Here is a 13310-nt window from a genome sequence, read left to right as displayed (position 1 = left end):
AAAGGATCTGAATTTCCATCCCAGTGGGAGAATTTTAGCGCAATGTGTTCTTTTCCATCTGATAAACCATGAAAAGTAATAAATTCAACATTACTGCTGATTCCTTTTAATGGAATTAGCTCGCGGTTCCTGATCGACAGATTATTCACATTAAACATCCTTGTTAATGATTTGTTGCGTCCAGGTTGCATTTATACTAACGATTAATTATGTTGTCAATAATTAAGCATGATTTATTTTTATATGAAAGGTATTTAATTTGATGACATGGATAGGTTGTTTTTTGAACCATATTGGTGGTGCCATCCTATTTCAATGCGTTCACTGACTTCATTGAAGAATCACAACTGCCTATAACAGCGAGATAGTTTTCTGCATCCCGCGATGATGGGTTAGCCATTACATCAATGCATTCGACGCTTACAAGAACAGGCCGATAACACCTTTAAAATAGCCGCAGGGTGGGGGGAGCCAAGGTCTATATAATGCTGACGTTAGCACAGGACAGATAACCAGAATCGCTGCATGCGCAGCAGCGACTGGGCATAATAGTTACTGGCGGCGGCAAGGCCAATCGCGATAGACATAATCAGGGTCAAAGACAGACTGAGTCCCGATTGCGGCTGAGAAGATGCAGATTTTTGCTGAAGAGGCATAGTTTCGGAACGTTAATATAATGTTAAGAACGGAAGCGATAGTCTCCGGCGAGTCTTATGAGATACCAGAATATCTTTGTGCCTATTAAGTTTGTTTTGTTTTTAATGAGATTGATTTAGCTTATCGCCAGCGTTATACCACTTTCGACAGGGGACAGTATGTTTAAGCATTATCAGGTGTTTAAGAAAAAAAGTATTGCGGTGCTAATGGGATGTGCATTTCTGCCAGCAGCTGCGCTGTGGTCAATCGGGGCGCAGGCGGTGACGGCGGTTTATGTTTCTGCTGCCGGTGACGGCGCAATCGATGCCTATGTGCTCAATATGCAAAGCGGCGAATTGACCGCCATCGGGAAAGCTGCCGCTGGTGCAAAAGTGATGCCGCTGGCCGTTAGCCCAGATAAATCGCACCTCTATGCTGCTACGCGCGGTATTCCCTACTCGGCGGTCAGCTATAAAATCGATGCCAAGAGCGGTGTGCTGAGCCCGTTAGGCAAAGCAGAACTACCGGACAGCATGGCCTACATCTCGACGGACCTCACGGGGAAATGGTTGTTCAGTGCGTCGTACGGCGGCAATAAAATCGCGGTTAATGGTATCGATAACGAGGGCAAGGTGAACGCGAGTGCGGTCACGGTAGTGCCGACAGGTGAGAAAGCGCACAGCATTATTGCCGATCGCAAAAATAAGTTCGTCTTTGCCAGCAATCTAGGCAGCGATCAAATTGTGCAGTTCCGGTTTGATGCAAAAACGGGGACGTTGACGCCGAATGAGCCAGCCGAAATTAAACTCCCTGAAGGAAATGGGCCACGCCATCTGGTGTTATCACCAGATAATAAAACGCTCTACGTGAGCAACGAATTGTCCGGCAAAGTTGCGCGTTTGTCGCTGGATGAAAGGACAGGGCAGCTTACGCTGTTGGATTACACCGACACCATTCCTACCGAGGCTGGGATGAGAGCGGGAACGATCGCGCCGGATAAAAATAATGCTGATGGTCGGCCGCAGATATGGAGCGCCGATTTGCGTTTGACGCCAAATGGAAAATTCCTGTACGTATCGGAACGCACCAAAAGCACGATTACGCTGTTGCGGGTTGAGCCGAAAACGGGTCAGTTGAAATACATTACGCGCTACCCGACGGAAACGCAGCCGCGCGGTATTCAGATCGATCCAAGTGGGCAATTCCTGATCGCCAGCGGTGAAAAATCGACGTCACTATCGGTGTATCGTATCAATCAGGATAACGGTGATTTAGTGCGAGTCGGGCGCTACCCGACTGGAAAAGGCGCGAATTGGGTCGACATCGTTAAACTGCCGTAATTGCCGCTCATCGATAAAAAACGCCCCTTTCCTGTGAAAGGGGCGCTCGTCTACCGGTGATTATTTCGCGGCATTGGCAGCGGTTTTCACCCAGCCGTCAAACAGCTGCTGGTGGGCTTTGATCCAGCCATCAACATGACGTTCGATATCCTTCTGTGAACCCTGTCCTTCATGCATACGCAGGTTCTGCGCATTCACATCGGCAATCGGTAGCTTCATGATGGCGAACAATTTCGCCGCTGCGGGGTTTTTCTCAGCCCATGCCTTATTCGCGGCAATCTTCATGGTGTTAACAGGGAAGCCATAGTCGGCTCCGTTTGGTAGCTTGGTGCTGACGTCTTTCATTTCTCCCGGTTGAGAAGAGAAAGGCACCTGCAACCAGACTACGTCACGTCCCGGAACCAGCACATCACTTACCCAGTACGGCGTCCAGGTGTAGTACAGAATCGGCTTGCCCTCTTTGTAGCGGGTGATGGTGTCGGCGATCATCGCCGCATAGTTCCCCTGATTATGTTCTACCGTGTTGGTTAAACCATAGGCGGGAAGATGGTGATTGATAGCGGCTTCACATCCCCAGCCCGGCGTACAGCCCGTCAGATCGGCTTTGCCATCGCCGTTGGTATCAAACAGCTTGGCAATTTTCGGGTCTTTTAACTGCGCAATATTGGTAATGTTGTATTTTTCAGCGGTTTTTTTATCGATCAGGTAACCCTGTGCGGCACCGGAGACATATTCACCCTGACGGTAGAATTTTGCGTCTCCGCCGGCGGCTTTATATTGATCGGCGTGCAGCGGGTCCCAGTTCACCGCGATAAATGTCGCGTCGCCGGAGGCAATTGAGGTGTAGGCGACGTTATAGTCCACTTCACGGGGAGATTGCACGTCATAGCCGAGCTTTTCCAACGCGCGGCTGACCAGCAGCGTCTGGAACGTTTCCTCAGAGATGGTGCTTTGCACTGGAATAACGGCAATACCTTTGCCGGGTTGTGCGGTATCGGCGGCGTAAACCTGTGTACTCAACAGGGCGGTGGTCAGGGCGGCGGCCCAAAGTTTGGTGTTACGCATCATGATTCCCTCTGTTTTTATCGTGCGTTGAGATCGTAAATATTGCTGATAAAACGAATAGTGAATGTCGCCGCTTGTCTGGCGTGTGCCAGACAAGCGGGACGAGCGTTACGGCTTGATGAAAGGACGGGTCAGTAGGCCAATCGGGCCGCTGGCGTACCAGCTTTTGTTGCCCTTGCTACGGCGATCGCGTCCCAGAGATTGGGTAAGACGGTCGAGAATAATCGCCAGAATGACGATCCCGACACCACCGACGGCAGCCAGGCCCATATCCAGACGACCAATGCCGCGCAGTACCATCTGGCCCAGACCGCCTACGGCGATCATCGAGGCGATAACCACCATCGACAGCGCCAGCATCAGCGTCTGGTTAACACCTGCCATGATGGTCGGCATGGCCAGCGGGAGCTGAACCTTAAACAGCATCTGGCGCGGGCTGGCACCGAATGACTCGGCGGCTTCAATCAGATCGGCTGGCACCTGACGAATACCCAGAATCGTTAAACGAATAATCGGCGGCAGGGCAAAGATGATGGTCACCACGACGCCCGGCACGTTACCGATCCCGAACAGCATGACGATAGGCACCAGATAGACGAACGCGGGCGTGGTCTGCATGGCATCGAGCAGTGGACGGATAAACTTCGCAGCCCGTTCGCTACGTGCCAGCCAGATCCCGACGGGGAGCCCGATGAGCACGCAGAAGAACAGCGCAGTCAATACCAGCGCTAACGTGATCATGGCCTGCGACCAGGCACCAATCGCGCCAATGGCAATTAGGGACAGCAGGGTGGCGACACCCATTCCTAGGCTGGACATCTGCCAGGCAATCAGCGAAAACACCAGAATGGCTATAGGGGCCGGCATACCCAGCAAGAATTGTTGAAAGCCACCTAGAATAAAGTCGACCGGGACGCGAACGCCCTGAAAAACTGGCCTGAAATGCAGTACCACCCAGTCGATGCCGTGGGTAACCCAGTTGTCCAGCGGGATCAGCGTGTCCTTAAACGGATCGAGCAGGTTGAAATGCTCGGGCGTCGCCGGGGCAGCGCTGTTTAACCAATCACTGCCGGATTGCGCAGCCTGATGCGCGGCATCGGCAGAACCATCAGGAGCTGGCGCGCTGCCCCAGGCATCGCCGCCGTTGGCTGGCGTACCTGTAGACCAAGGATCGCTACTCTGCGGGGCACTATCAGGCGTAGCACTATCAGCAGCGTGATTGGCTGGCGTGCTCTGCGGGCTGGTTGCCCACGGATCGCTTTGCGCGGCGTGATTGCCCTGCTCAGGCGTTGCGTTTTGCTCGGCAGGCTGATGTTGTGCCGTGGTGGTGTCCCACGGATTTGAGGTTGATTTACTCATGGGTCACTCCTTCCTTATCCAGTGCCTGTAGCAACATTCCTTTGGAAATGATGCCAATGTACTCATGGTTTTCGCCGACGACAGGAACGGCACAGGGAGCCTGTGCGACCTGAGAAATCAGCTCGTTGAGTGACATATCTGCGGGCACGGGAACAGGTTCGGGCAGTAACGCCTGTTCCAGCGGCTGCTGTTCTTTCAGCGCCTGCTTCAGTGAATCAATAGACACGATGCCAATGAAACGTTTCCCACCTTCCAGTACGTAGCCGTAGTCACGGTCTTCGTCCTGAAGGATTTTCAGCGCGGAACGCGGTCCCACGCCGGGGGTTTTACGAATCAAGGTGACCGGGCGACGACGAGCGATATCTTTGGCGCTAAATACGTGGCTGATATCGACACCGCGGAAAAAGGTGCGCACATAGTCATTGGCGGGGTTATTCAGGATCTCATCGGGCGTACCGACCTGAATCACTTCACCGCCGTGCATGATGGCAATCCGGTCACCGATACGCATCGCTTCATCCAGATCGTGCGAGATAAAGACGATAGTGCGTTGATGACGGGACTGGAGCTTGATCAGCTCATCCTGCATTTCGGTTCGGATTAATGGGTCGAGTGCGGAGAACGCCTCATCCATCAACAGGATATCGGGGTTATTTGCTAACGCACGCGCCAGACCGACACGCTGCCGCATCCCGCCAGACAGCTCATCCGGGTAAGACGCCGCATAGGCTTCCAGGCCGACCTGCTGCAATGCATCCAGCGCTTTTTGCTCACGTTCCGCTTTCGGTACGCCAGCCAGTTCCATACCAAACGCGGTATTGCTGAGGATATTCAGATGCGGCATGAGCGCAAAGGATTGGAACACCATACTGATCTTTTTGCGGCGCACGTCGCGCAGCGCGGCATCGGATATTTTAGAGATATCTTCACCGTCGATCAGCACCTGACCCCGAGTGGGTTCGATCAGACGATTGAGAAGGCGTACCATGGTTGATTTGCCGGAACCGGATAATCCCATGATGACAAATATCTCGCCTTCTTCAATGGCCAGACTGGCATCTTTTACCCCGACAGTAAGCCCTGTTTTTTCAAATACCTGATCTTTGCTCAGGCCTTTATCAATCAGTTTAAATGCTCTGTCTGGGTGCTCGCCAAATATCTTATAAAGATTCTTTACTTCAAGTTTAATTGCCATGAAATTATTGTTTTCCTGTGTCGTTTATAATTCTATAACGTAGCCCTGATAATGATTAAACATAATCTACCCTACCATACTCAGATTCTGAGACAACCCTTTATATCCGTCATACTTCAAGTTGCATGTGCGTTGGCTGCGTTCACTCACCCGAATCACTTACTTGAGTAAGCTCATCGGGATTCCCTCTCTTGCCGCCTGCCTGAAACTTGAATTATTTAGGCTATATCTCCATCAGCGATGGTTGATATTTCCTGTGACGGTAACGCGATTATCACTACGTTATCTTCATGATTTATGTGATCTTTATGATTTTTGATTTGAAAGGTAATTCTTTTTATAACAGTGCGTTATCTGTTAGTTATTACGTATTGGATTAGTGGCTGATATAACCTTTTCTGATTGTGAATACATCACCATTTATAGTGAATTCCACTAATCGAATAATAGGGTAAATAAATCACGATTTTTGTCTTATAGACACCCAAATAGACCGACGTAGATACATTTTTTACTTATGCTATCTGTCGGTATTTTATACAGTATAGCAAAGATATAGTGGGTTAAATGATTGCATTAATTCCCACCAATAAATGAGAGTGTTCCGAATAATATATCTGTCATATTTAGAGGATAACGCCATCGGCAAGTGGGGATTTTTGAGTGTTTTTAAAAATTGCGAAGCAAAACCAGAAAGAGAAATAAGGACATTGTCACAAGAAAGGTATTTTGGTTATCTGCTCATCTGATTTCTGCTAAGGAAAAGCTAACAGTGGTCATTTGGGAATACCATGATTTCGACGACTATACCCGTAATACTTCAAGCCGCAGGTGCGTTGGCTGCGCTACTCAGCACACTTGCGTGTGCCTCGCCCCGTTGGGGCCGCTGCAAGCAGCGTTCAAACCTGCCTATGGCATGGCAGGTTTGTCACTCACCCGAATCACTTACCTGAGTAAGCTCATCGGGACTCCCTCTCTTGCCGCCTTCCTGCAACTCGAATTATTTGGGGTATATACAGGGAACGGTGAGTTGCTTATGCGTCAGTTTATCGTTGGTGGCATGGTCTATGCCATCGGCTTCCAGAAGCTCCAATCTGTGGATGAATTGCTCAATAAGGGGATTGATGAGAAACATAACATACCTGGTTTCCAAATGCCCCAGACAGGTCTTTGGACAGTTGCTTTTGATAAAGTCGAGAATCAAGAACGTTTGGAAGCTTACCAGCATGTTGAGCTCAACGCTGGGCAAATTCTAAAGGTGATTACGTCGGTTGCCAGAGCAATTTTTGACCACTACAATGTTTCCCAATCGGGCGCTTATTATTGGTGTGCCGCTCCCGATCTTTCGGGAAAAAGGGTAATTGATCTCACTGATTTATATGATGGTTTGCTGGGGTTAGCAGGGAAAAATCGATTTAACATTCGTATCCCCAGTATGCGGTCATTTAATCGCCTTGGTTCAGACAGGAGAGGCTATGTCATCCTCACACGATATTACGACGTTAAGTCTTCAAGAACAGGCATTTTTCGCTTTGGGGAAAAAACTGCAAATGGCGGCGCGTGATGTGATAAAGCGTAAGCTGGCCTCAGGTGAATATGTGCTTATTGATGGCAAATATTATCTGGCCTCAAATGCCCCTAACCTAGCGGGTAAATCGATAGCAGACAACTGACACAAGCGCATACGGCTTCGCTTGTGTCTTTTATTGTTATTCACTTATCAGGCTGACGTGAGCGGCGACAATACGCCAGCCTTCTGGCATTTTTACCCAGGTTTGCATTTGACGGCCAATCTTCGTACTGCCTGCACGGGTAAACTCCGTACTGGCGACGGCCATATCATGACCATAAGCGGTGATGACCGTATTACGCAGCGTTCTGTCCAGACCGACAGAAGGGCGAGCGAGGCGAAAGGCGCGGATTTCCTCTATCCCGTACAGATTTTCTCCCGCACCGTAGCGCACCGTTTTTTCATCGTGCCAGAACAGTTCATCCAGCACCGCAATGTCATTACCCGTTAAGGCTTTCTCATAGCGATAGAACGCGGCGGTCACGTCTGTCAGCACATCCGACTGATTGATATCGTCAGGCAACATATTTTCTTTCCTCTACTGTATAGGTGATGCCCTGCTGCTCCAGCGCCCATGCCGTCCGCAGGCACAGATCCTCGCGCCACGGTGCGGCAATAATCTGAATACCTATCGGCAGGCCGCTGGCGGTTGCCACCGGCACCGTCACGACCGGTAGCCCGACGAAGGAGATTGGCTGTGTCAGCATGCCCATATTGGCGCGTACGGGCAGGTCGGTATCATTAATGCGCATGGTTTCCTGACCAATCAGCGTGGCGGAGCAGGGCGTTGCGGGGGCGATCAGCAGATCGGTGTGTTCAAACAGCGCCAGCATCTGTTGACGAAAATAGTTACGGAAGCGCTGAGCCTGTATATACCAGGCGGCGGGGATCATCGCGCCAGCCAGCAACCGCTCGCGTGACAGGGGCTCGAAGCGTTCAGGTTGAGTACGTAAGTCAGGTAAATACTGGTTCCCACCTTCGCTGGCCGACAGAATAAAGGCGGCGCTGCGCGCCAGTGCGGCATCGGTTAGTGTCAGGCTGTCCTGTGCGCCTAGCGCTTGTGCAATCTGACTGACGGCAGCTTTTGCCTCCTCGCTAGTCCATGTGGAAAAGTAGCCATCAAGCACCGCATAGCGCAGTCCATCGCTGCCTGCTTCCAACTGTTTGGCAGTATGCTGCGTTTCTCGCTTGGCCTGAAAACGATCGTGTTCATCGTGACCTTGTAGTGCGTCGAACACCAATGCCAGATCGTCTGCGCTACGTGCGAACGGGCCGATGTGGTCGAGGCTGGCGACAAACGGGTGGCTACCGTGACGTGATAAACGGCCAAATGTCGGCTTCAGCCCGAAAATGCCGCAGAGCGACGATGGCACGCGGATCGAGCCATTCGTGTCGCTGCCCAGTGTAAAGTTAACCAGCCCTGCGGCGACGGCTGCCGCCGATCCGCCAGACGATCCACCCGCGATGCGCAGCGTGTCGAGCGGGTTGCGCGTGGGGCCGTAATGGCTGTTTTCGGTGGTAAAGCCGTAGGCATAGGCGTCCATATTCAACATGCCGGACAGCAGCGCGCCCTGACTGGCAAGCTGACGGATGGCAAAGGCGTCCTGCTTGGCGGGTGGTCGCTGGCTGAGAAGTTCGGCACCCGCCAGCGTGGTTTCGCCACTGACATCAAACAGGTTCTTGACGGCGTAAGGCACACCGGCCAGCGCGGGCAAGGCTTCCCCGCGTTGACGGCTTGAGTCGATGCGCTCTGCTTCTGCCAACATGCGTTCGCCGGTGACATGGGTATAGGCATTAATCGTGGGGTTGGTCTGCTCAATCGTGCCTAGTGCCTGCTGTGCAAGCTCTTTGGCGGAGAACGTTCCAGCCTGCAAGCCTTGCTGAATCTGCCGGATGGATAACGATGAGGACGCTGTTTTGGCGTATAAACTCATAGCGTATACACCCCGGCAATGTCCTGATGCTCATCGAGAGGGAATGCCATCAACGGCTGTGCCATCGCATGGATGCGGCTGAATTGCACCAACAGTTCCTGACGCCGTTCCTGGCTGAGTTGCAGGGATAGCAGCGTTTCCATCTGTTGCAGATAGGCTGCCAGCGCGTCTTGTTCGATCATCGCCATGTCATTTTCTCCGAGTTAAGTAGGACTAGAAGCCAGCCGCGCTGCCGTTGCTGCGTGGATCGAAAGCGCCTTCCAGCATGCCGTTGGTGTGGCGCACGATGGCTCCCGCGTGACCGACGGTTTCACTAAAACTGCCCAATAGCTCGACGTCGTGACCGAGTTGGCGCAGGGCATCCACGGTGGCGGGTTTAAAGCGATCTTCGATCTTGAGTGTGTCGGAGGACTGTCCCCAGGTGCGACCGAGCAGCCAGCGTGGAGCGGTAATCGCCTGTTGCAGCGGCAGACCTTGCTGGACGTGACGGATAAAGAGAGCCGCCTGCGTCTGCGGCTGTCCGTCTCCGCCCATCGAACCGTAGACCATGGTTCGCCCGTCGGACAGGCGTGCAGCGGCAGGATTTAAGGTATGAAACGGCTGTTTGCCCGGTTCTAACGCCAGTAAGTGTGCCGGATCGAGGCTGAACGAGGCGCCGCGGTTCTGCCAGAGCACGCCGGTTCCCGGTAGCACAACGCCGCTGCCGAATTCGTGATAAATACTCTGAATGAAAGAGACGCACAGGCCGCTGCTGTCGCATACGCCCATCCAGACGGTGTCGCCGGGGCCTTTGCCTTCTCCCCACGGCGCGGCTTTGCGGGTATCGACCTGTCGCGCCAGTGCGCCAAGCGCATCGTTTTCCAGCAGCGCCTGAACATCCTGCGTCATCAGTTTGGGGTCGGTAATGAAGCGGTCACGCAGGCCAAACGCCAGCTTGGTGGATTCGACAATGCGATGGATCGTCTGGCTATCGCTCAGATCTTCCATGTCTAAATGATCGGTCAGGCCGAGGATCGCGAGGGATACCAGACCCTGCGTTGGCGGCGCGAGGTTATAAATATCGCCTTTACTGTGTTGCAACACCAGCGGCGTTGTTCGCTTGGCGCGGTAGTTCGCCAGATCGTCAGCCGTCAACGGCATCCCGAGCTGGGTCATCTGTGCTGCGAGACGGGCGGCGACGGAGCCGCGATAAAAGCTGTCCAACCCTTCAATGCTCAGCGTCGTTAAGGTCTCGGCTAAGTCGGGCTGCGTGAAACGGCTACCCGCACGTGGGACATTCCCCTGCGGCATAAACAGCTGGCTAAAGGCAGGAAAATCGCTCAGTTCGTGATAGCGCTGGGTGAGTGCATCTTCCTGTGATTGCGTAACGGGAATGCCGTCCGCCGCATAGCGAATCGCGTCAGACAGTAAGCGAGCGAGCGGCAGCGGTTCTCCTCCCAGTTCTTGAGAGAATGCTAACGCTTCCTGCCAGCCGCCGACGGTGCCCGCGACCGTCAGCGCCGCTTTCGGGCCGCGATGCGGGATGCGGTTTTCACCCCGATAGAGCTCACGACAGGCCAATGACCCCGCAGCACCGCTGGCATCAATGGCAACGGGTTCACCGTGTGGTGGCACAATCAGCCAGAAACCGTCGCCGCCGATCCCGTTCATATGCGGATACACCACGGCAATGGTTGCTGCCGCCGCGACCATGGCTTCAATCGCGTTTCCGCCTTCACGCAGAACCGCCAATGCGCTGGCACTGGCTAAATGATGGGGTGCCACCGCCATGCCCAACGGGGCGGTATTACTTTGCATCATTTCAGGATTCCTTTTTATGTAGGGTAAATGTGAGTTGCTCTATTAACCCTAGCTATAAGCAAACAGCGTTCCAGTTTTTCGGTGCGGTGGGAAGTCGGTACGCGTGCGTATATCATCCTGACAATCCTGTGCTATGTTCTGCGCAATGAAACAAACGTTACAGCATGCGCAATGGACGAGAGACGATGATGCAAATAGATGAACGATTACGGGATCGCTATAGCGAGCTTTCACCACAGGAACAGCGCGTTGCGGATTTCATCTTCGATCACTTTGACGATCTGATTAGCTACAACAGCGCCGAGTTGGCGCGGCTGAGTGGCGTTTCCAAAGCGACCGTTAGTCGGTTGTTCAAACGGCTGGGCTACCCCAGTTACCGTGACATGCGCGATGAACTGAGAACGCTGCGCCAGAGTGGGATGCCGCTGGCGGATAACCGTGATGCGGTGCAGGGGAATACGCTGCTGGCACGGCATTACAAGCAGGAAATGGCGAATCTGACGCAGTGGATAAACCAGATTGATCCCGTACAGTTTGGTGCGGTAATTCAGGCGCTGATGCAGGCGCAGCGCCTGTGCTTGATCGGGCTACGCAACAGCTACCCTGTGGCGCTGCACCTGCGCCAACAGCTGCTTCAGATTCGCCAACAGGTCACGCTATTGGCGCAGCCGGGGCAGACGCTATCCGAAGAGCTGGTGGATCTTACGGCGCAGGATGTCGTGATTGTCGTGGCCTTTCGCCGCCGTCCACGGCTGATTCAACCGCTGCTAGCACAATTGCAAAAGCGCGGCGTACCCGTGCTGCTGCTGTGCGAACCACAGGCCAGTACGCTAATGTCGCTGGCAACCTGGTCGCTGTGCGTCCCGCTGGACAGCGTATCGGCGTTTGACAGCTATTCGTCTGCGATGAGTTTGGTGAATGTGATCAGCAACGCGCTATTACATGAAATGCTGCGTGACGGACGCCAACGCATCCACCAGATCGTGGATCTTTATGGTGAACTGGATGAGCTTGAGCAACGCTAATGGTGCGTCAGTGTGGTGCTTTTGCACTATTGCGGTGCGAATTAATTGGTTGCTATATAGCCATGTGGATCGTTTCGGGCGTGATAGCACTGGATTATTTTTGTGACGCAACGCTGTGGATTGTTTCTCGTTGTTATCTGTTCATGGGCGTAAAAAATTATGATGAGAAATGCGGGTCATCCCGAATGAGCAGCATGGACGCTGCGAAAGCCTGTGCCGCGTCGGGAGCGCGTCACAGGCGGTTCGACAGGATGACACGCGTTTCGAATGTACCGCGTAGCGGCATAATTCACGCCGAAAGCCAGGGTTCGTAGGGCTGCGGCGACTGAGCAGCCCTACGTCGGGCGTGGTGCATGAGTTGCATAAATTATCTCTCTGTAATCACGCCCGAAACATTCCACCGATACTCAATATCCATATTCCAGCACGGTTCTCTGACCTTCTACGCTGTTCCCCATCGCCAAGAGTACCCATGTAATCTGGCATGCTCCTTGCTTAATTTCTGCAACGATGGTTTCAATTTTTGTTTTTAAAGAATCTTTCGTTTCAATTACACTAACCGGGGGCAGAGACGATGTTGATCAATAAACTGGGCATCAAAAAAGGGTTACTGGCGGTGATGGGTGCGGCCATGTTACTGGTTCAGGCCGGTAGCGCGATGGCCGATCAGTTGCAGGATATCGAGAAACGCGGTGTGCTGCGTGTCGCGGTGCCGCAGGATTTCCCACCGTTTGGATCGGTTGGCACCGATCTGCAACCGCAGGGTTATGATATCGATATCGCCCGTTATCTGGCGAAAGAGATGAAACTAAAGTTGCAGCTGGTGCCAGTAACCAGCGCCAACCGCGTGCCGTATCTGCAAACCAATAAGGTCGATCTGGTGATCTCCAGCTTGGGCAAAAACGCCGAGCGTGAAAAAGTGATCGATTTTAGTCGCGCTTATGCGCCGTTCTTCCTGGGTGTATTCGGACCGAAAGACAGCACGCTGACATCGTCAGACGCGCTGGAAGGCAAGAGCATCGGCGTCACACGCGGTGCAGTAGAAGACATGGTCCTGACGGAAACGGCACCGAAGGCCGCACAGATTAAGCGCTACGAAGACAACAACACCACGCTGTCGGCATATCTGTCAGGGCAGGTGGAGTTTGTTGCCACGGGCAATTTGGTTGTCGCCGCTATCGCCGAGCAGAACCCAACGAAAGCCCCTGTCGCGAAGTTTATGCTGAAGGATTCGCCGTGCTACATCGGGCTGAAGAAAGATGAGCCTGCGCTGAAAGCGAAAGTTGATGCGTTGATCGAACAGGCACTGAAAGACGATACGCTCAATAGCCTATCGGAAAAATGGCTGAAAGCACCGCTGCCAGCCAGCATCAAAGCGTAGTAGGA

Annotated in this window: 12 protein-coding genes; 4 read left to right on the top strand and 8 right to left on the bottom strand. The window is 52.9% G+C overall.

Annotated elements, in window-relative coordinates; genetic code table 11:
• Positions 1-494: 494 nt before the first annotated feature.
• On the bottom strand, positions 495-656 hold the full coding sequence (locus tag EDI29_RS17920) for a hypothetical protein (protein ID WP_374213721.1): 162 nt from the start codon (positions 654-656) through the stop codon (positions 495-497).
• Between the two features lie 159 nt (positions 657-815).
• Here EDI29_RS17920 and EDI29_RS17915 point away from each other — a divergent pair, with 159 nt between their 5' ends.
• Entirely contained in the window at positions 816-1976 is a 1161-nt protein-coding gene (locus EDI29_RS17915; RefSeq protein WP_137741981.1) for a lactonase family protein, read from the top strand.
• 60 nt (positions 1977-2036) lie between these two features.
• Here EDI29_RS17915 and proX read toward each other — a convergent pair whose 3' ends face one another.
• From proX to proV, 3 genes are all read right to left on the bottom strand, one after another.
• Positions 2037-3041: a glycine betaine/L-proline ABC transporter substrate-binding protein ProX gene (gene proX / locus EDI29_RS17910; RefSeq protein ID WP_137741987.1), complete on the bottom strand. Its 1005-nt coding sequence runs from the start codon at positions 3039-3041 to the stop codon at positions 2037-2039.
• 108 nt (positions 3042-3149) lie between these two features.
• Positions 3150-4400 (bottom strand): glycine betaine/L-proline ABC transporter permease ProW, encoded by a 1251-nt coding sequence (gene proW / locus EDI29_RS17905; protein ID WP_137741980.1) that lies wholly within the window; start codon positions 4398-4400, stop codon positions 3150-3152.
• On the bottom strand, positions 4393-5595 hold the full coding sequence (proV, locus tag EDI29_RS17900; RefSeq protein WP_137741979.1) for a glycine betaine/L-proline ABC transporter ATP-binding protein ProV: 1203 nt from the start codon (positions 5593-5595) through the stop codon (positions 4393-4395). Before proV ends, proW begins: the two co-directional genes overlap by 8 nt.
• A gap of 772 nt (positions 5596-6367) precedes the next feature.
• On the opposite strand from proV, the gene EDI29_RS17895 reads away from it, so the two are divergent.
• Positions 6368-7159 carry a hypothetical protein gene (locus EDI29_RS17895; protein WP_137741978.1) on the top strand — a complete coding sequence of 264 codons (792 nt, stop codon included), beginning with the start codon at positions 6368-6370 and terminating at the stop codon, positions 7157-7159.
• A gap of 145 nt (positions 7160-7304) precedes the next feature.
• Here EDI29_RS17895 and hpxZ read toward each other — a convergent pair whose 3' ends face one another.
• From hpxZ to EDI29_RS17870, 4 genes are read right to left on the bottom strand one after another with little or no spacing between them, the layout of a single operon-like run.
• Entirely contained in the window at positions 7305-7691 is a 387-nt protein-coding gene (gene hpxZ / locus EDI29_RS17885) for an oxalurate catabolism protein HpxZ (RefSeq protein WP_137741976.1), read from the bottom strand.
• Positions 7681-9099, bottom strand: a complete 1419-nt coding sequence (locus EDI29_RS17880; RefSeq protein ID WP_137741975.1) for an AtzE family amidohydrolase — start codon at positions 9097-9099, stop codon at positions 7681-7683. Before EDI29_RS17880 ends, hpxZ begins: the two co-directional genes overlap by 11 nt.
• Positions 9096-9287: an oxalurate catabolism protein HpxX gene (gene hpxX, locus EDI29_RS17875; protein WP_137741974.1), complete on the bottom strand. Its 192-nt coding sequence runs from the start codon at positions 9285-9287 to the stop codon at positions 9096-9098. The genes EDI29_RS17880 and hpxX overlap by 4 nt, the downstream gene beginning before the upstream one ends.
• A 25-nt stretch (positions 9288-9312) precedes the next feature.
• Entirely contained in the window at positions 9313-10899 is a 1587-nt protein-coding gene (locus EDI29_RS17870) for a gamma-glutamyltransferase family protein (protein ID WP_137741973.1), read from the bottom strand.
• Positions 10900-11084: 185 nt separating this feature from the next.
• Between EDI29_RS17870 and EDI29_RS17865 the strand changes: the two genes are divergently transcribed.
• Together EDI29_RS17865 and EDI29_RS17860 are read left to right on the top strand one after the other, a co-directional pair.
• Positions 11085-11924, top strand: a complete 840-nt coding sequence (locus EDI29_RS17865; RefSeq protein ID WP_137741972.1) for a MurR/RpiR family transcriptional regulator — start codon at positions 11085-11087, stop codon at positions 11922-11924.
• Positions 11925-12519: 595 nt separating this feature from the next.
• On the top strand, positions 12520-13305 hold the full coding sequence (locus tag EDI29_RS17860; protein ID WP_137741986.1) for a transporter substrate-binding domain-containing protein: 786 nt from the start codon (positions 12520-12522) through the stop codon (positions 13303-13305).
• Positions 13306-13310: the final 5 nt, after the last annotated feature.

Source organism: Pectobacterium polonicum, from assembly GCF_005497185.1.
Lineage (GTDB): Bacteria > Pseudomonadota > Gammaproteobacteria > Enterobacterales > Enterobacteriaceae > Pectobacterium > Pectobacterium polonicum.
Note: the sequence above shows the minus strand (reverse complement) of the source record. Positions and strands in the feature narration are given on the sequence as shown.

Coding starts and splice junctions, on each gene's coding strand:
- proW (WP_137741980.1), bottom strand. CDS start 4,400: ATGAGTAAATCAACCTCAAATCCGTGGGACACCACCACGGCACAACAT.
- EDI29_RS17880 (WP_137741975.1), bottom strand. CDS start 9,099: ATGAGTTTATACGCCAAAACAGCGTCCTCATCGTTATCCATCCGGCAG.
- EDI29_RS17915 (WP_137741981.1), top strand. CDS start 816: ATGTTTAAGCATTATCAGGTGTTTAAGAAAAAAAGTATTGCGGTGCTA.
- EDI29_RS17920 (WP_374213721.1), bottom strand. CDS start 656: ATGCCTCTTCAGCAAAAATCTGCATCTTCTCAGCCGCAATCGGGACTC.
- proX (WP_137741987.1), bottom strand. CDS start 3,041: ATGCGTAACACCAAACTTTGGGCCGCCGCCCTGACCACCGCCCTGTTG.
- hpxZ (WP_137741976.1), bottom strand. CDS start 7,691: ATGTTGCCTGACGATATCAATCAGTCGGATGTGCTGACAGACGTGACC.
- proV (WP_137741979.1), bottom strand. CDS start 5,595: ATGGCAATTAAACTTGAAGTAAAGAATCTTTATAAGATATTTGGCGAG.
- hpxX (WP_137741974.1), bottom strand. CDS start 9,287: ATGGCGATGATCGAACAAGACGCGCTGGCAGCCTATCTGCAACAGATG.
- EDI29_RS17870 (WP_137741973.1), bottom strand. CDS start 10,899: ATGATGCAAAGTAATACCGCCCCGTTGGGCATGGCGGTGGCACCCCAT.
- EDI29_RS17865 (WP_137741972.1), top strand. CDS start 11,085: ATGATGCAAATAGATGAACGATTACGGGATCGCTATAGCGAGCTTTCA.